The 19,279-nt window shown below is 42.3% G+C and carries 12 protein-coding genes; 4 read left to right on the top strand and 8 right to left on the bottom strand.

Annotated features, from left to right (window positions below; genetic code table 11):
• Positions 1-647: 647 nt before the first annotated feature.
• Positions 648-1,946 (bottom strand): adenosylmethionine--8-amino-7-oxononanoate transaminase, encoded by a 1,299-nt coding sequence (bioA, locus tag NO559_RS16460; protein ID WP_258332971.1) that lies wholly within the window; start codon positions 1,944-1,946, stop codon positions 648-650.
• A gap of 348 nt (positions 1,947-2,294) precedes the next feature.
• Between bioA and NO559_RS16455 the strand changes: the two genes are divergently transcribed.
• Positions 2,295-3,422 carry a class II histone deacetylase gene (locus NO559_RS16455; RefSeq protein ID WP_258332970.1) on the top strand — a complete coding sequence of 376 codons (1,128 nt, stop codon included), beginning with the start codon at positions 2,295-2,297 and terminating at the stop codon, positions 3,420-3,422.
• A 9-nt stretch (positions 3,423-3,431) separates the two neighbouring features.
• Here the strand turns inward: NO559_RS16455 and NO559_RS16450 are convergent, their stop codons facing one another.
• Together NO559_RS16450 and NO559_RS16445 are read right to left on the bottom strand one after the other, a co-directional pair.
• Positions 3,432-4,448, bottom strand: a complete 1,017-nt coding sequence (locus NO559_RS16450) for an AraC family transcriptional regulator (protein ID WP_258332969.1) — start codon at positions 4,446-4,448, stop codon at positions 3,432-3,434.
• Between the two features lie 529 nt (positions 4,449-4,977).
• Positions 4,978-6,888: a TonB-dependent siderophore receptor gene (locus NO559_RS16445; protein ID WP_258332968.1), complete on the bottom strand. Its 1,911-nt coding sequence runs from the start codon at positions 6,886-6,888 to the stop codon at positions 4,978-4,980.
• Between the two features lie 982 nt (positions 6,889-7,870).
• Between NO559_RS16445 and NO559_RS16440 the strand changes: the two genes are divergently transcribed.
• Entirely contained in the window at positions 7,871-9,262 is a 1,392-nt protein-coding gene (locus tag NO559_RS16440; protein ID WP_258332967.1) for an aldehyde dehydrogenase family protein, read from the top strand.
• 643 nt (positions 9,263-9,905) lie between these two features.
• Positions 9,906-10,169, top strand: coding sequence for a hypothetical protein (locus NO559_RS16435; protein WP_258332966.1), 264 nt, complete (start codon positions 9,906-9,908; stop codon positions 10,167-10,169).
• 383 nt (positions 10,170-10,552) lie between these two features.
• On the opposite strand, the gene NO559_RS16430 is transcribed toward NO559_RS16435, so the two are convergent.
• The 5 genes from NO559_RS16430 to NO559_RS16410 form a co-directional block, all read right to left on the bottom strand.
• Complete coding sequence (locus NO559_RS16430) at positions 10,553-11,761, bottom strand: IS256 family transposase (protein WP_258332965.1); 1,209 nt, start codon at positions 11,759-11,761, stop codon at positions 10,553-10,555.
• Between the two features lie 589 nt (positions 11,762-12,350).
• Positions 12,351-12,863 (bottom strand): FRG domain-containing protein, encoded by a 513-nt coding sequence (locus tag NO559_RS16425; RefSeq protein ID WP_258332964.1) that lies wholly within the window; start codon positions 12,861-12,863, stop codon positions 12,351-12,353.
• 31 nt (positions 12,864-12,894) lie between these two features.
• Positions 12,895-13,542: a hypothetical protein gene (locus tag NO559_RS16420; RefSeq protein ID WP_258332963.1), complete on the bottom strand. Its 648-nt coding sequence runs from the start codon at positions 13,540-13,542 to the stop codon at positions 12,895-12,897.
• A 720-nt stretch (positions 13,543-14,262) separates the two neighbouring features.
• Positions 14,263-14,727: a GNAT family N-acetyltransferase gene (locus tag NO559_RS16415; RefSeq protein ID WP_258332962.1), complete on the bottom strand. Its 465-nt coding sequence runs from the start codon at positions 14,725-14,727 to the stop codon at positions 14,263-14,265.
• A gap of 1,564 nt (positions 14,728-16,291) precedes the next feature.
• Positions 16,292-17,197, bottom strand: coding sequence for a DUF6538 domain-containing protein (locus tag NO559_RS16410; RefSeq protein ID WP_258332961.1), 906 nt, complete (start codon positions 17,195-17,197; stop codon positions 16,292-16,294).
• Positions 17,198-18,144: 947 nt separating this feature from the next.
• Between NO559_RS16410 and NO559_RS17060 the strand changes: the two genes are divergently transcribed.
• Entirely contained in the window at positions 18,145-18,396 is a 252-nt protein-coding gene (locus NO559_RS17060; protein WP_375542747.1) for a transposase, read from the top strand.
• The last annotated feature ends 883 nt before the right edge of the window (positions 18,397-19,279 follow it).

Below are 19,279 nucleotides of genomic sequence, written 5' to 3'. Positions count from 1 at the left end.
AAAGCCGGAATACTACTATAATTGGGATATTGCAGCGATTTTGAAAATTAAGGCACCTCTGGAGACCTTATGAAGCGTGGGCTGTAGCGATAAGTGTTACATTAGGCGGGGATGTCCCCAGAACCCCTCGGTGGAGTCTATTTAGAGGTGCCGCAATAATATGTCAAGCAATAAGACCGACCGCATTAGACTGCTTCGTAGCCTTGGTTTTCCATCCCTCATCGCAAGGGGGCTGGGCTTTCGCAGTTTTTGGTAATATTGGAATTCATTTTTGTTTCCATATTTGTTTATTGAGTAGTTCATAATCGGGATAGGGAGGCTCTTCACGATACGATACCGTTCACTCCTCCGGCATATCGCTCACGTACACGGTAATTAAAATTTCTTTGTGTTCAACTTGCTACCAAACAAGTATCTCCCCCCCCTCCAGCTCTTTCTAAATCACGAGGCTAAAACTTTTCAATTGGTTAGGGAGAAGGAGCCACTCAGCTGAAATACTGGCTTAGGCTTGCACGAATCAGCATAAAAATTGAGCGGGGTTAGCTCTTAAAGGCTGATCAGAAGGCCTTGGCCACCACAGGCACAAACTATTTCTTTAGGATGACTTTAAGCGCGTAAAATATCCATGCATGGAATTATCGGAAAATTTACTGCTGGTTGATGACCTTAAGGATGTTTTCACATAGCGTTGCTAAGTCTTCATCATTCATAATATATGGTGGCATTATGTAGATGAGTTTTCCAAACGGCCGAACCCAAATACCGGCATCAACAAATTGCTTCTGAATACTGGCCATATCAACGACATGTTTCATCTCAATTACACCAATACTGCCCAGCACTCGAACACTCGCTACTTGAGATAATAGAAAAGCAGGGGACAGGCCTTTTATCAACTGCCGCTCGATGTTATTGATAATGCTTTGCCATGGCTGTGAAATCAGTAGTTCGATACTTGCACATGCTACGGCCGTGGCCAACGGGTTACCCATAAACGTGGGGCCATGCATAAAGCAGCCCGCTTCGCCTTCACTAATACCAGTACTTATTCTTGCGGTGCAAAGTGTAGCGGCAAGACTGAGATAACCGCCTGTAATGGCTTTGCCTAGGCACATAATGTCAGGTTCTATTCCTGCGTGTTCGCAGGCAAAAAGCTTACCTGTACGGCCAAAGCCGGTGGCAATTTCATCAAGTATCAATAGTATTTCATACTCATCACACAGTTCACGCAAGCGTTTTAAATAACCCGGAGAATAAAAGTGCATTCCCCCAGTGCCTTGAACAATCGGCTCAATGATGACTGCCGCTAGTTGTTGGTGGTGCTGCTCTATGCGAGCTTTCATCTCGGCGATATGTTGTTCTTCAAAGGCGTCGTCAAAGCGGCATTGGGGTTGCTCTACAAAATAATGCTTCGGGAGGACATCCTTAAAAATATGGTGCATGCCGTTAACCGGGTCGCAAACGGCCATAGCTCCAAAAGTGTCGCCATGGTAGCCATTGCGAACAGTTAATAGCTTTTGCTTGCTCTTATGCCCTGTTGAATACCAATACTGTAAGGCCATTTTAATCGCGACTTCAACAGCCACTGAACCTGAATCACTGATGAAAACCTTATCGAGAGTGGGGGGGGTAATATCGACCAGCAGTTTTGCTAGTTTGGCTGCAGGTGGGTGGATAATACCGCCAAACATCACATGTGACATATCATCAAGTTGTGCCTTGACAGCTTGGTTAAGAGCCGGGTGGTTGTAGCCGTGAATAGCGGCCCACCACGATGACATGCCGTCAATCAGCTCTCTGCCATCGGCTAGCTTTAATCGAACACCTTGTGCGGATACAACCGGGTAGCTAGGTGCCGCCGCCGCTGTCATTGACGCGTAGGGGTGCCATATATGCGCCTTGTCGATGGCTAATAATTGTTCAGTGCTAAGAGGTGACGAAGACATGGTGTGGCCTGTGAGCTCAAACGAAAACCGGCATTGAAATGAAAAGTAATGAGTTACTACAACGAATATTCTACATAATTTAAATGACTCAACTACAAGTCGCTCTAAACATACTTCTCTAACTAAAAAAGTTTTCGTATGATGTCGCGAAAAAACAGCGCAATATTCTAAAGCATTGTATTTACAATTATATGGGTAAACTGTCATGTTCTATGATTTTAAAAGCTGCTGTAGATTAGGGTGATATTTCTAATAACCAGATAGCTATATGTGCTTCTATTACGGTGATTTGTTTGTGAGAAGGTATTAATTTTATCTATATTGATAAAACATAATGTGAAGTTTCAGATGAGCTTATCTAGAGGTGAAAAATTGAAGACTGGATTTGTATATCATGAAATATATATGTGGCATAACACGGGGAATAACGCAGATGTTATGCCTTATGGTAATCCAGTGCAGCCTGGTATACATATAGAGAATCCCGAAACAAAGCGCCGTTTTCATAATTTACTTGAAGTTAGTGGCTTATTGCCACAGCTTGAAAAGATTATTGCTCGGCCTGTTACGGAATCTCAACTGTTGCGCTATCACACCCCTAAGCACTTGGCTAGAGTAAAAAAATTGAGTGAAGGAGATGGTGGTGATGGTGGCTATTTTTCCCCAATAGGTAGAGGGAGTTATGAAATAGCTATGCTGTCAACGGGGGGAGTGATTAGTGCTGTAGATGCTGTTCTAAACGGTGACGTGAAAAATGCCTATGCGCTAGTTCGGCCACCGGGTCATCATGCGCTGGCGGATTCCGCCATGGGGTTTTGTATGTTTGCCAATGCTGTACTAGCGGGTTTACATGCACTGGAGGCTCGTGGCTTGAAGCGCATTGCGGTTGTTGATTGGGATGTTCACCATGGAAATGGTACCCAAGCTGGATTTTGGGAAGACCCAAGAGCTTTAACCATCTCTATTCATCAGGATCAATGTTTTCCTTCTGACTCAGGATTTACCACAGAGGTGGGCGCAGGAGAGGGTGAAGGCTACAATATAAATATTCCTTTACCTGCCGGCAGTGGTGTTGGGGCCTATGAAGCTGCCTTTGATAGAGTTGTTATTCCAGCTTTACAGACCTATAAGCCAGATTTAATTTTTGTTCCCTCTGGCTTTGATGCTGGTGCCCATGACCCGCTAGGGCGCATGCAAATGCATAGTGAGGGCTATCGTAATTTAACCAGAAAAATCATGAAGGTTGCTGATGAGGTTTGTGATGGGCGGATAGTTATGTGCCATGAAGGTGGCTATAACGCTGCGACCGTTCCTTTTTTTGGCCTGGCAGTGATGGAGGAATTATCAGGGTTGAAAACTAATGTGGTGGATCCCTTCTATGAATCTATGGCAGCTTTAGGCGGCCAAGAATTACAGCCGCATCAGGCTGATGCGATTTCTTCTGCTGAAGCGTTGCTAAAAAATTTAACAAGATAAAAAGATAGATCAGCTATGTTCTTCTAATTTACGATAGGCTTTAGGCGTTAAACCGTAATAGCGTTTAAAGGCGGTTACAAAATTACATGAATGTTCATAGCCCAGTTGCCATGAAATTTGATTGATATTTGTTTCGTGCTGGAGCAGTAGAGTTTTTGCCTTTTCCATACGCACCTGCATAAGCAGGTTTCTAGGCGAAAGCCCAAAATGCTGCTTGAAGCGACCGATTAGGGCGCTTCTACTCATTCCTATTTCTTTAACCAGCTCTTCGGCCGATGGTGGTGATGATAGGTCGGCAACAAGTAGCTCTCTTGCTCGATCCAGTAGCTCTACTTCTTTTGTGTTTAATGGTTTATAAGGGGTTGCTCGTTCTTGCCTACGAAGTAATCGAGTCATTAAACAGATCAATTCAATAGATTTTGCTTCAATAAATCTTTCTATAATAAGACCTGTTTGATCTGCGGCAGCTAGAATTTGTATGGCCTGATTAATTTCGGTGTCCATCGCTAACGTGTGGTAAAGAAAGTTACGATTTTCTTCATATATAGGACGGAGTGATAGCGGTATTTCATTTGTTTTTTCTCCAAAAAAATCTAAAAATAAAAATGATTTAGATATTAGTATTTCAACTGTCACAAATCTGACGTCGGCTTTGCAGTAGCTTTCTATTGTTTCATTGTGTTTGTAATACTTTATTCCACAAGTACCTTTGCTGTGAGGGTATTTTTCTTGATTTTTTAAAGTTAAGTGGTTGCCGTTGATATTAAAAAAATAACTAATATATCCGCCCATTGATTGTATTTTTACCGTATTGTCGCGACGCATTTTTAGATCAACAGTGCGCATAATGATGCCGTTGCGTATTGTGTAAAACTGATCAAAGCCTATCTCGTCTTCTGTTTCGTGCTTAATTCGAAAGCGAGAATGGTTAGATAATACTGAAATTAGTTCAGTATAAGGTGTGTTGTAAAACTCAATGATGTCTTCGCTGTATAAATTGGGGAAGGCTGGGGAAAAGTTTTCCACTTACAATTCCTTAATCATCTGAGTAAAATGTATGCTGTATGGATATATTTATGTGTTTATACATTGAAAGTGAAACTGTCAAAAGTATGACAAATGAGGGGTGGGGCTGAGGTTAGCTATTCTATATGTTTTTTTAAACAATATAAGGTTTTGAAATATTAAAGCATATTTATGGGGTATTACCAAATGAAATATATGAGTGTTATTGTTCACTAAACGATAGTCGGCTTGAGTGGTTGTTATCTGCGTCGGTGATATTATTTTTGATTGTCGCTAGTTATGAGGCGGGTAAAGGGCCTAGTGTCTAAATGCGCTCCTTTATACGATTTAAAACTTTTCACTTCATGTTTTACGAGTTTATATCTCAAAATCAATTTAGGAAAAGGTCAGTTGGCTCATGTTATTGTGCCGGTTATGAATGCTTGGGCTATGATGTCAATTTTCGGTTGTTTTTCAGAGAACCCTTAGAATAAATACCTCAGCAGTAATTCTGTCCCTAGAATTGTATAGGGAGGTAAATCTTACTGGTCTAGAAATTCAGTTCCACCCCGAGCGTATAGGTGCGCCCCCGGTTAGGTATGCCCAGCGGATAGGAGGTTCCCACAGCTGAGCTGCTAAAGTAGTCTTTATCTAGCAGGTTTTTTATCCTGCCAATGATTGCCGCCTTCTTACTGAAGCTATAGCGTAGTGCAGAATTGACCACCCAATAATCATCCAGAGTGACAACGGTTGATACTCCGGTGCTCATTTCCATCTCATCGTGATAATAGGCGTTAAGGTTAAAGCCCCAGCGCTTAAACTGGGTACTGGAAATCAATGAAAAGGTGTTTTTTGGTACACGATTGGGACTAGGCTCAACCTCATTCAGTAGCGTGTAGGTAGCTCGCAGTGTCCCTTCGCTTCCCAACATTGTTAACAACTCCAGTTCCCAGCCTTCGGTATTAACCTCTGTAGGCAAATTGGTAAATATATTTGGCGTATCAAAAGTGGGAAGACCTAGTGAGACTCGAGGAACGGTTGTTATCTTATTCTCATGGGTACTATTAAAGTAGGTCGCTCCGAACTGCCCCCAGTCAAATTTGTGAAACCAGATCAGCTCTTGAGTTTTTATTGTCTCGGGGTCGAGATCGGGGTTTCCGACGATGGTTGATGAAGATTGACGGATAGAAGGCGCTCGAAACGCCTCGCCATAAAGTACTTTGAAGGTAGACCCAAAATTGCTGCTATATATCAGTGCTGCGCGAGGGTTTGTGGTGACGCCAAAATCCGAGTAATCATCGCGACGTAACCCAAGAGTTAGTTGGAGCTGGTCACTAAACCGGTATTCGTTCTGCAGGTAGATACCGAGTACATCACGGCTCCCTTCCTTGACGAAGGAACTTGTTGCTCGCATCTCCCCAGAGGCATCGCTCAGAATGCGTGCTTTTTCGATGTCCGGCTTGCGTAAATTAGCGCCGGCAAACCACTTACTGTTCGGGCTAAAATTAAAGGCGCTATCTAGCCCTATTTCCCACTCCGATTCTAGCTGAGTAGTTCCTGCAAGTGGTGACGGTGTGCCGGCTGTGGCCTCAAATTGAACGTCAATGCTTGACTCTGTGTATGCGCCATGGAAACTCAGCCCCCAGCTATCATTATTGACCACCTGGTAGGTCGTGCGGATAGAGTCTTGTTGCGTTGCACGCCTATTAAGGCCATCGTGAACTGCGAAGCGGATAAAGAAATCATCCAGCTGCCGGCGCATATGACGCGCATTAATTTGCAGGTTATCGCCATGGCTATAAGCCAGATAGAAATCAGTTTCGTCTCGTGGATCATGAGTAGATGAAACGTTGGGGTTGACTGCTTGTACCACCTCGGCCCCGTAGTGTTCACCGTCATCGGTGTATCGACGGGCGGAAAGGCTCAAAGACCGGTTTTCGTCTTTATAGGTAGTATTAAAATAAGACTCAAAGCCGCCTAAATTCCCCAGGCCTAAATAGCCATTGCTGGTCTCCTTGATGGTGATAATGTTAACGACGCCGGAAAATGCTCCTGTGCCATAGAGGGCTGAGCCGGGGCCGCGAATTACCTCCACTTTTTGCGCATTGAACAATGGTATGTTGTGATTGAGATCTCCCGCCCCTCCACTTAAGTCGTCGGACAATCGCTGTCCGTCAATCATAATCAGAAGGTTGTAGGAAGTTGGTGGTGTGCTGCTACCGCGTCCGGCTATCATATGCCCACTACCCAAAACGATATCACGGGAAGACTGGAAGCCGGGCACAAAGTTCATCAGCTCTTCCAATGAGTTTATGCCCATGGACTGGATTTCTTTGCGTAAAAATACAGTTACCGAAGAAGGAGCGTCGAGCGTAAAGTGCTCTGATTTGGAAGCGACAGAGACCTCCATATTTAAAAGATCCTGAAGACTAAGGGTAAATAAGTCGAAATCTTCTGCCATACTGGCGCTGGTGCAGCCGCCCAACAAAAGCAGTATCGCTGATTTACCATAATATGGCATATTTATTTTACTCAATATATTGATAAGGGTTTTTGTTGGTGATGAGATAAATTGCCTCTAATTCAACACCTAACATCCAGTTATAAACAGCTCAAAGCTATTCAATTATGGGCGAAATTAGGTAAAAAGCTATATACGTCGTTTCTTGTCAGTATGAAAATCTCGACTTAGGTAAACAGTTTATAATTTGCCTGAATCGAGTTTAGTATAATCAACCACAACTGAGTAAGCGTGTATCAACTGCATTGTATTGTTGTGTTTCTATTGGTTTGATAATTGCGGGCAATGGTACGGCAGATTTAACGCAGCAGCGCGAAGACATTGTTAATAGTCTCAACCGTCCTGATTTGACTATTAAAAAGTTCATTTGTTTCTGCAGGGCATTGTATTTCAGCAAAGCTTTTTAAGCGTCTGGCAAAGCTCAGGATGCCTTCAATCTGATATTCTAGATATTGCTTAATAAAAGGGTGGTTATAATCAATGTTCATATTGGCCTGTAAGGCTGTGGACTAATTGAAAGGAAAGACTGCTTTACAGGTATTTAGGCTGTTTCCCTATTTAAAGGAAAAGCACTATTAGGCGAAGGGGTATTGTGTTGATACGGAGATGATTCGCCAATATGTGAAGAATCAGGGAAAACTTGGAAGAAACTGAACTTAAATTTTAATTGGTTATTGTAATCGAATTACGATGACGAAGACTATCCTTCTATGAGGGCTGGTCTTAAGGGAGAAGCCAAATCCACGTTCTTAGAGCGTGGATTTTTATTTAAGCTGTTAGCGCGACTGCAGTGATAATTAAAGTAATCACTGGCGTACAAAACAGATTTTTGCAAAGCGAAGAACGACTCGTAGGTTTCAGAGTTAATTGTGATCGCTGTTAGTGTTTTCAGTGCTGTTGAGAAATGTAAGAGGATATTGTAATGAGTGTAAGTGATAAGGTAATAAATCAAGATGCAGGTCATTTACTTGATACTGCTCATCGTGCGGCTGATGAATTCAGTCTTTTCACTAAAGAGCAGGTTGAGAGTATCGTCAGGCAGGTTGCTGAAGCGGCAGAGAAAAAGGCCAAGTTTTACGCAGAGTGGTCAGTACGCGAAACGGGATTCGGTGATGCTGGTGATAAACATAAGAAGAATATGCGCAACTCTATTGGCATGCTGGATGAGTTTAAGGTAGAAGACTACGTCAACCCGGTAGTCGATCACGAAAATAAAATCATCAGCTTTCCTAAGCCCGCTGGGGTAGTAGTAGCTCTGGTGCCCTGCACCAATCCGGTAGCTACAATTTACTATAAAGCCATGATGAGCTTAATGACGCGTAATGCGATGATTCTCTGCCCTCATCCGTCAGCCAAGAACTGCTGTGTAGATGCCGCCGACTTGGTGGCGGAGATAGCTGAGAAAGCCGGTGCCCCTAAAGGCACTATTCAGGTACTCAGAGAGCCGAGTATTCCACTGGTAAATCAGTTACTGCAGTCAGATCGCACCAGTCTAATTCTCGCCACCGGTGGCCCGGCCATGGTGCGAGCCTCCTACAGCTCCGGCAACCCGGCGCTGGGGGTAGGTCCGGCTAACGTCGGCTGTTATGTGCATAAGTCAGCCGACGTGGCTACCGCTGGCGCCAATATTGTTTTTAGTAATAGTTTTGACAACAGCTTGCCGTGTACTTGTGAGTCGGTGGTGGTTGCCGACCACGAGATCAGTAATACCCTTAAAGAGATGATGACTCAATCTAATGCATATTTTGTCGCCGGCGACGAAGAAAAAGCCCTTCGTGAGTTTTTGTTCGCTGAAGCAGAATCCAATAGAGCGGCGGTGGGTAAGAGTGCCGAATGGATAGCTGAGCAAGCGGGTTTTTCTGTGCCGGCTGGCACCAAGTCACTGGTGGTCGAAATCTCCAGCATTGGGCCGCTTGAACCGCTAAGTAAAGAGAAGATGTTTCCTGTGCTGGGTTACATCACAGTCGATGGTCCACAGCAGGCGATTGAAACCGTTCATGCTATGTTGGCGATGATGGGCAAGGGCCATTCGGCGGTTATTCATGCTAATGACCCCAGTGTTGTGGCGAGCTATGGTGCTGCTTTACCGGTATGTCGGATTGCGGTGAACACTCCTGGTGCAGCCGGGTCGGCTGGTGTTACCACCAATCTCTCTCGAGGATCAGTGATTGGTACTGGTTTCTTTGGTCGCAGCTCTGTTGATGACAATGTTGGTCCCAAGCACTTGATTCAATGGACGCGGGTGGCATACCACAGCGACCCATCCGTTGTGATTGGCGATATGGATGAGGCGTTAGAAGAAATGGGTTATTAATGCTGTTAGGGAAATATCTCGCAACCTTAATAGGGTATTGCTATTAAATTAAATAGCAATACCCTCATTTTTCTGTGTGAATAGTAAAATTGAAGGGAGCACGGGTCTACGTCAATAAGTTTTATTGGTCACGCTAGGGTATTAGGCTGAAAAAACATAGCTGTTGCAAGCTGAAGCTTGTAGGTTAAAGAATTGATGGAGCTGTCGATATTATTGCTGAAAGACATGGCAGCGGTTGCGACCATCGGCAATATGTTTTTAAGAGTTGCAAGAATCACCAGCAGGCCCATGAATGGAGTATCGGCGATACAAGCAATTAGTTGTAGTAGCCGCCGATTTAATCAACCCTGAATAGTTTTTTACGATACTCCTTCTCGATGCCGTGACATTACTTGGCCATACAGGAATAGTTGAGACATTGCCTCATAATCCTGTGGCATTGAGATAGGTTAGCTTTTTCATAAGAAAAACAATATATTAGAAGCATGATAAAAAGGTTTCCATGGAATGTTATACCGACTCTTCCGCATAAACCCCAAAACCGGTACATATACCGACTTGTCCTAAGTTTTCAGATTAAACCGACTTGTCCGTTCAATAAGCGTTATATACCTTCGATTTAATCACAAAGAACTAAATCACCATGTACGCAATGTTATCCCTAGACTTAGATAAAAATACATCCAGTGAGGAAAGAAATAAATTCTATGAATATTTAAAAAATGAGAAATGGACTAAAATTCCAAAAGTAACAACAACATGGTATGCAAAATTTAAGGATGGCGGCACAGAATCTGGGGCAACTCAGGCTACAAAAAGCGATGTTGACAATGCAGCCAAACATGCCGGAGTTACGTCATATGATGCCGTAGTCAATGTCAGTGAATCAAAACCAACATCTTTCTAGCCTTGTATATAATAAGTTTAGGCAATCGGAAAACTTACTGCGCCTTCGGCTACGTAATTTTCCGTTGCTAAAGGTGTTAACTGCACAGAGTATGAAACAGGTATCTAAAGTGATCTCAACATATATACGCCTACCTAGAAAGGTATATTGGTCTGCGGTACTTGTCGTGGTTGCCATTAGTCTTTTGAGTAACATTGGTGTAAGTGAAATGCTCATGGGAATACTTACTCCAGTTCAAGCAGGGTTGATGCTAATGGTGTTTCACTATGTGATTACGATGTTTCTGTTTAGGGAATATGAAAGTAGTAATATCCAGCGGGTAATGAAGCATCCAGTAGTTTTGGCGTTTCGACCCTGTAAATATTTCTGTGTAACTGCCAGTGTTAAATATAGTCAGTTAAGCGGTCTTCGAACTCAATGATAAATCGGTTCAAGGCCGGCTTCCAGTTTCTTATCGGCATCGTCCATTTTTTTGATGCTTCTTGTATCGCCAAGTAAACCACTTTTTTAGCCGAGTCATCACTGGGAAACAGCTTACGCTTTTTAACAGCTTTTCGAATGACACTGTTGAGCGATTCGATAGCGTTGGTGGTGTAAATGGCTTTACGAATATCCTCAGGGTAATTAAACAGTGTATTGAGGTTATTCCAGTGTGCGTGCCATGATTTACTGATCTGTGGGTATTTGTCATCCCAGCGCCCTGCAAACTGCTCTAATGCAAGCAAGGCTTCGTCTTCGGTCACTGACTTATATATGTGTTTTAAATCAGCCGCTATGGCCTTGTAGTCCTTCCAGGGCACAAACTTCATTGAGTTACGCACCATGTGCACAATACAGAGTTGCATTTGTGTCTCAGGGTAGACTGTATTAATCGCGTCAGGAAAGCCTTTTAAGCCATCAACACAGGCGATTAATATATCTTTTACACCACGGCTTTGCAGTTCAGTGAGCACGTTAAGCCAGAACTTAGCGCCTTCGTTTTCAGAGATCCAAAGCCCCAGCAGCTCTTTGTGGCCCTCTAGATTTACACCTAGCGCTAGGTAGATCGCTTTGTTGATGACCTGCTTGTCCTGCCTGATTTTGAGTACGATACAGCCGAGATAGACGATGGGGTAGATGGCATCCAGCGGCCGTGCTTGCCACTCTACCACTTGCTCGATAACCGCATTGGTCACTTTAGAGATGAGTGTTGGTGAAATGTCAGCGCCGTACATTTCTTTAAAAGTGGTGACAATTTCGCGCGTACTCATTCCCTGGGCGTAGAGAAATAGAATTTTGTCATCCATTGAGGTGAAGCGACGTTGGTGTTTTTTAACGAGCTGAGGCTCAAAGCTGCCCGCTCTGTCACGTGGAGTGTCGACTTCAAATTGACCATCTTCGGTTTGTAAGGTTTTACTTGTAAAGCCATTGCGGCTGTTAGTAGCCTCAGATGGCTCGTGTCTTGAGTAACCTAAATGATCTTCTAGTTCAGCGTTAAGCGCGGTTTCAACCGTTATTTTTGTGAGCATCTGCCTAAAGTCATTAAGATCAGCTTCCGTCTTAATGTTTTTAGCCGCAGCTTGAGCTATCGCTTTTAATTCGTCGTGATTCATAGTGCGTCTATCCTTACCCTTTTTTGGGTTTAATGATAGACAGTTACACAGATTTAGTTACAGTCTCGGCGTTTCGTTGGTTTATCCTGTTCACAATAACTGCTTTTTTAATATATGGCGTGTAAAAGACACGTTAAACCACCGTTACAGCCGAAAAAAATCCTTGGTATCACATCTAAGTCTTCCCTAGTGCCCTATACTCCCTTGTGGCGTGTGTTTTTGTTTGGGGTGAGATACTTGTGTATAGTTCATTCCTTCCACCGCGCTCGTACGGTCTGCTGTGAACTCGTAAAGGCATGAATTATTCTTAAGGTCAATTCCTACGATTATGTCTCTATAGTTTTATTTCAACTTTAGAAGTAATAATTTGCAGCCTTCCAGATCTTATTGGTTCATATTCAAACATTTTTATTTCTGACGCTATTCCACACAAGCCTGGATATATAAATGATGCTGATACTCCTAGTGTTCTTAGCCTTTCACGAAGTTCATACTTCCACTCTTTTTTTATCTCAATTTTATGAATTCCCTCAATAGATAGGGGAGAAAAGGGATCTTTAGGGCATGAAAAAACCGATTTTTGGTTCAGTTAGCGTTTGTCAGAGTATTTAGGGCGGACAAAGACTACATTGCCTTGATGGCTTTGTATTGCGAAAATAGCTACTGGCTTTTCTTTATGCTCTTCAGTGTAATTGGCAGTTTTGTAGTCAAAGATTTCAAAGTCATCAGTGAATCCAGTGTTAGTATGATAAAGGTATGCGTCATTTTCATCGTCACCTTCAATTGCAAAATAAAGGGCTGCTAGAGGGTTAGTGCTCCAGTCGAGTAGGCGGGTTGGAAGTCCATAGTGCTGTGCTAAAAACAGCCACTCAAAGTCAGTTGAGGGAGGCTCTACAATTGTTGGAGTTGAAAGCCGCTTAAATTCACTCAAAATGTTGTCTTCAATGGACGATATATCATTTCTAGTGCCTTCCTTTGTTCCGCGCCCAATAGATGGTATTAATTCATATGCTTGGCGTGAAACTCCCCTGAATAATGTTGATTTTTTATTGAGCATTAATTTGTTAAAGTCTTGCCAAAATTCTTCAATTGATTTATTCATGTTATTTAAGTTCTTACTGTATTCAGATTTTTTATTTAGCTGATTCAGCTTCCGAATAAGCAGTGGAAATAGATTTCACCTCGGTTTCAGACCATTTGTAAATCTCGATTCCAAATTTAAAGTAATCAGGAACTGTATCTGTCGCGAAACCACTGACAAAATAGTGTTTGCCATCTGAAAACTGTTTTGTCCGTCCATAATGGTCGTTTGACATAGGAAGAGGGTATTTCCCACTCCATATGCCGAATTCTGTTAGAAACTGTAAGTTATACTCGCTTTCCTCATCTGAGGTGTAACCGGCTCTTGTTGATAGTTCGTATAAATCATGCCCTAGAAGAACTTTTGGTATTTTGGGCTTCTGTGTCATTTTAGTGTGTATGTTGTCTTTGTGTTTCACACAAATTACCGATTTGAAGGCATTTTCAATTGCTATGGCGCAGTGAAAAAAGTAAGGCGACGTTACTGATGGGGGGAGGTTTATATCTCTGCTCACTTCCCCCATCATCATTGACTTCGTAATTGAAAACCTATCCTTTACATGAGGTAATAGTAACTCTGCCGTATATAGGTGTTCTAGCGAGTGTGCTAACCACTGTTTATGGGTGAGGGTTACATCTCTAAATAGTTTATCTTCGGAAGTCCATGGCTTTTCTCTTCCTGTTGTTTTTAGTTCGCTCATTTAAATATCTTATTTCAACCTCTAGGCGTTAGTGTTTCCTGAATAGATTGGAATCTCGGGTGCACTGTGTAGCGGTTAATCGGTCTGGGGGGGGGTTCTACAAGGCCTGATGTTTCTAAATCATTTAGTGCATCTCTGTGTTGTTGTGATAGTTTACCTGTGGCTATTCCCCCGTGGATTGCAAGGAGTGACAGTAGTTCTCCTGCTAAGTCGATGTCTCCTACGACAGAATAAGAACCTTCACAAAGTAGAGAGCGTTACCGCCTCCTATTTCTGATAGAGAAGAGTGCCGTCGAATGACAGTCCAAAATTCATTGGATAGCTGTGTTGAAGCATGGGATGAGCTACTGAATAATTGAAATAGATTATCTAGGCTATCTGCGGTGTATCGACGATTTTCTGAAAGTGATGGATTTTCAGTGAAGCGATGTTCAACTTCGGCTCTGACTCGCTGGCTTGTTTTAGCGTAAACCTTTAAACGCTCTCCGTTTCTGAATTGCCCTCTGAGGTATATACTTTCTCTTGATAGCTTAATGATCGTGCCTGCATATCTTAGAGGCCAGCTTTACTTTTGGTCATTTACGATTTAATTGTTAATGTAACAAGTTATTGTTTATCGCCAACAATTGGTGTGGAAAGAATTAGAATTAATCGGATACCTAAGTCTGAAGAGGGGGCGAAATAATACTTACTCCACCCCTCTTACATAGTTTTCTGGGCTCAAACATATGCCGTAAGCCTAGGGCCAGTATTGCTAAAGCCATTAGATAAATAGAAATCGACTGTTCTTTGGTATCTCGGAATATCAGGTGCTCCTACTTCTATTACATCCCACCCCATCTCTTTTGAAAAATCTTTTGCATGTAATATTAATTTTTCACCTACTGCTTTAGAGCGAAACTGAGGCTTTACATACATTTCTGTAATCTCGCCAAAATTGCCTCCTGCATATATAGCGGAGCATTGATTTAAATTAATAATGCCGGCTATTTCCCCGTCAATTTTAGCGATAAAAGACCAAGCCATAGAGTCTTGATGAATTAATTTATTGGCAGCTTTTTTCATTTTATCTAAGGGAAATAGGTCAGCCTCATCTTCAAATAACTCGATTAATAAATCATAAACTAAACCTGCAATAAGTTCTGATTCTTGAGCAGTTGCTTCTTCAATTGCAATAATATCCATATCCAACTCCTTGTTTGTTTAACTTGAAGAATAACAACCAATTAATGAATTTTATATGCCCCTAAGGGATAGCGTTTATCAGGCAAGTAAAATTGGAAGTTATCGTCGATTTTCAATTCAAGCATTGAGTTTAATGATCGGCGACCATATAAACAGATCATTTGTGAAAGGCCGTTAAGGTCGGCTTCGGGTCATTACCGACTATGTTGAAAGCAATTTTGTAACTTCCGTTATGACCAATATATCAGCCTTTCGGGCTAAGTAGATACCAGATTTGTTTTGTCTTTATTGCTTCGAAATGTCAGTTCGAGTTTGAACTTCTACAGTTAAAAGTAAGACGTTTCCTCTTCTTTCATGCTGTCACTAATAGCGCTTAAGAAATCGCCTGTTGATTGTCACGTGGATTTTGCTTATAGGGCTTCAGTCATGTGAGCTTCTTAGAGGTAGCTTGGGTAGCTGAAAGAGTTTCTATATTTTCTTTTACTGCTTTTGAGTTAGACATGATTGTTCAACCTATATTTAAGTAATAAATTAAAAAAATAAAAATGTCTTTTGTCTCTCGTGATAGGAGAGTGCGAGGGTGAGTCTATAGGGTAGTAGAAAGGGGGGGTGCTATTAGGGGTGTTACTAGGCGAATGTCTGTAAGCCTAGTGTTTATGGGCTTTGGGGGATGTTTATACTCCCTATAGTATCTAGGGTATGTATTATTATTCCGCCCCCGCAGAATCCCGTTAGTGCCCGTATAGTTTTCTACGTTATTTAGTTACATGATTGATGTATAGATGGGTAAGGGTTATATCGTAATTGATTTTATTTATTGAACTGTGGAACTTTCCAAGTTTAGATCCTTTTCCGTAATCTTCCATTACTGCATCCGATATTTTCCAGCCGCCTAGTTTTGCTGCCACCTCTCTGTTGATATCAGCCTCTCGCATTGCGTCACGGAAGTTATGTCTAAAGCTATGGAAACATACCCCTTGCTCTTTAATTTTTGTGGTTTTTAAAAAACGTGTGAACCATTTCGATAAATTATCTGAATAGCTGCCTGCTGAGCTTTGGGTTAACTCTGGAAAGAGTATTGGGTGTCCTTTCTTTTTTATCTCTTTTACGTACTCAAGGAACCCAATGGTAATTAATTATGAATAGGGATGAGGCGCTCACTAAAATCAGTTTTTAATGATTTGAGTTCGTCATCGTCAATTTGTACGTGAATAACATCTATGCCATCAATATTTTCAATGTCAGTTATGAGTAGCTGGCATATTTCATTTAGCCTCATACCGGTCGCAGAGTGCGATTAGAGGAATCCAGAATCTGCCCCTGCGAGGTTTTTTGCAACCGGTTTCATATATCGGTTCTTGTCGTCTACACAGCCGGTGTAGATTGGAGCATTAAATAATTGTTCAAGGTTCTTGTCAGAAAAGGGGTGGCGGCCATCGCTCTTTTTGCGTCTTTGTTTGACGCGAGGGGTATGGGAGGAAGGGTTTTTTCCATGTAGCCTTCCCTAACCGCAAAGTTAAAAATAGCTGATAAGTTTTTAAGTGAGTGTTGACAGATGTAGGGCTCAGGAGGCCTGTAGAGGCCCCTGAGTGCGCTTTAATAGCTTCCATGAGTGTGTGTTGGGATAGCGCTTTTTTGCGTTGGAAGGCAGGGAAGAAAGGGTGTCTCTAAATGTTCGGCAGTCTTCAGGTTTTATGGAGTTAATATCTTTGTAGGGACTAAAAAGTTCCTTTGAAAAGTCAAAGGTTAGCCTGTAACCGGCAAGTGATTTATCCGTAATGCCATCTCTCTGTTTGGCTGCTATGAATTTATCAATTAAGGTGATTAGGTTAAGGCTCTCAGCCTTTGATTCAGAAGGTGCTTGTTCTCTGACGGGTGTTGATGAGAATAGTGAAAATGGCACTCTATCGTAGCTGTCGCCAAACCTTTCTAGACTAAGGTAGGTTTGCTCAATTAGGGCTTGATGAACTAAAGAATAAGCATAACGACTTTCATCGGTATCCGTGTTCAACGCAATACCGGTTTGTTCAAATACTTGTTTGGCGGTGGACTGTACGGAGCTGGCGTATTGCGCTTCATTTTCTCCATCGAGAGATGATAAGTCCTCCCGCAAAACGTCGAAGATTTTGCTTCGCTCGTCTTGGTGTACGCCAATCCGTGAGGAGTCATCTTCGTTGGCGTGTCTTGTTACTTCATTCCGGTGCCAAAGTAATATGCAGCGTTCTATTTCAGTTCGAGAGAGGGGGGTGGGCTTGGTTTGCTTTTTGAGCTTGACTCGGAGGGTTTTGGCAAACAGTTCTTCCGCTTTTAGTTGCTCAATGGGCAGGCGTAGTTTTGCTTCTCTAAGGTCACTAGTACCTAGACTCTTTTTAATTTCTTTCTTGGCTAGTGCTTCAACAAGATCTTTAGGGACTCTGATTCTGAAGTAGAGTCTTCCGTTCCGTCGTTGAAGATTGGTGTATCTGGACAAGTCTTCCATCTCCTAAGTGTACCACGTGTGTGTACCAGTTAGGAGATGGAAAGCCTTTAATATCAACTAGTTATTCAATTTCAATAACTTAGCTTTATCTGGTGGAGCCGGGGGGAGTTGCAATTAGCTACCGACAAACAGGGTGATTATTGGCTAACTAGTTAATTTTCTTATCCGACTGCTTGATGTGCTCATTTAATGCAGCTAGCTCCACCCAGCACTCGTGTAATAGTTCAACAGTCAGTTCGTTCTCTGTATCTTCGATAATACTAAATCAGCCGACAACTGACTTGGCTGCCCCCAAACAAATAGGGATGCCATATTCTAATAACTGCCCCCTGATTTGATTAACCAACACGGTTCGCAGCTGCACGCGTCTTTGTCGATACGTAGTGCATAGTGGGACGACTGTCGGCTTCATAAATAACCTCAGCATCATTGAAATCATTCTCGTTAGCTTTAGGGTAGGTTTTGATATAGCCTGGATGAGTAAGCTGAGCCTGATGCCCGAAACGCTTCGTTTGCCTCATCCAATAATGAGAGGTTGCGCAGGACTCGAAGACAAATTGACTCGCCGAGATTGTCGCAAGAAAATGTTTAAATTGAGTACCACCAAATTTGGTTTTGCTAAATCGACACCTACCGTATTAGAGTGGCTCATGAGCATACTCCTTCCAGAATTCGAATTAACGCTTTTTATGGCGAACTTAATTCAAAGAGCGTGTCCATCTCATTAGGCGGATTGTTAAAAAAGCCCCTTCATAACTTGCGATCAAGCCATTGACTAACGATAATATTTATAAGCTCCTCAGGAGGATATCATAATGCAAGGACGCCCCTAGTTTCACCCAGAACTTTTTCATACGGCTAACCTTAACGATTTTGCGCCAGAGAATCATCAATTCCGTAAATTCGATAAAGTATTAGACCTAGAGTTTGTTTACGGTCTGATATCATCACATTACTGTTCCGGTAATAGTCGTGCTTCTATCGATCCGGTACTCTTCTTTCACATGCAAATTATTGACTATCTTTATGGTGTTAAATTCGATAGAAAACTGTGCGAAGAGGTTTACCTCAATTTAGCCTATCGATGGCTCTGTCGACTTAACCATGAAGATAGTAGAATCATAACCGATCGCCACGCCACCACCGGGTCAAAGCAGGAAGGCACGATCATGTTTGATCGCATTATGTAGCAAGTAGAACAATTTCACTTGCCCACGAAAGAAGTGATTGCTGATGAAAGAATGTGAATTATGGGCTGCTTAAGAAACAAGGGGGTCGTACTTATATCTCACTACACAACCTTGGAGCCGGAAGGATTAGTCGTGGAGATGCACGCAGTAATCGTTATAAATGTCCGCAGGGCCACTGGATGTGTCCTTTCGAGAAACCTGGGAAGAATTGCCCCATGCGTGAATCTTGTTTGCCCCCAGGCGACCTAATCGTACTTGTTTCATTTAAAATCATCTCTATTAGAGTGACATTGAGCGAGTGCGAAAAAGGCAAGCAATCAGAACATTCAAATAAAAGCACTGCGAACGAGCATAGAAAGTAGAGGTTTTTTTTGGAGAGGCAAAGAATAATCATTGTTTTCGCCGAACCAAATATCGTGGTTTAAATAACGCATAAATACAGTTTTATCTAACAGCGTGGGCCCAAAACTTAAACCGGGTATCAGCTATCCTTTGATCGTTACTTTTTCCAGAGTACAGAAAAAGGCATTTATAGACAAAGTCTTAGCTTTGTTGGAATATTATTACTCTGCTAGTAGCGTTAACTAAAAAATAAGACATGCAGTGTGGCTGCACACTAAAGGCGAGGCAATGAAATTAAAAAGACTGTTTTCAACAGCTCGCAGGTTTGATCTGACAGCTACCCGTTTTTATCCAATGTTTGTCAGCATAGTTTTGGGCTAAATTCTTCTCGGCCCAAATAAATTTACCATCAAGTAAAGTTTCCATTGGTGTTCTCCGCAGCACATTTTACCTTGATAGGGTCGCTCATTATAGACGCTATTTTCTCACTAATAAGTCTTGCAGTAACTGTGTCAGAGCTGCAAGACGATAACACCATAAC

This window comes from Dasania sp. GY-MA-18 (assembly GCF_024734385.1).
Taxonomy (GTDB): Bacteria; Pseudomonadota; Gammaproteobacteria; order Pseudomonadales; family Dasaniaceae; genus Dasania; species Dasania phycosphaerae.
Note: the sequence above shows the minus strand (reverse complement) of the source record. Positions and strands in the feature narration are given on the sequence as shown.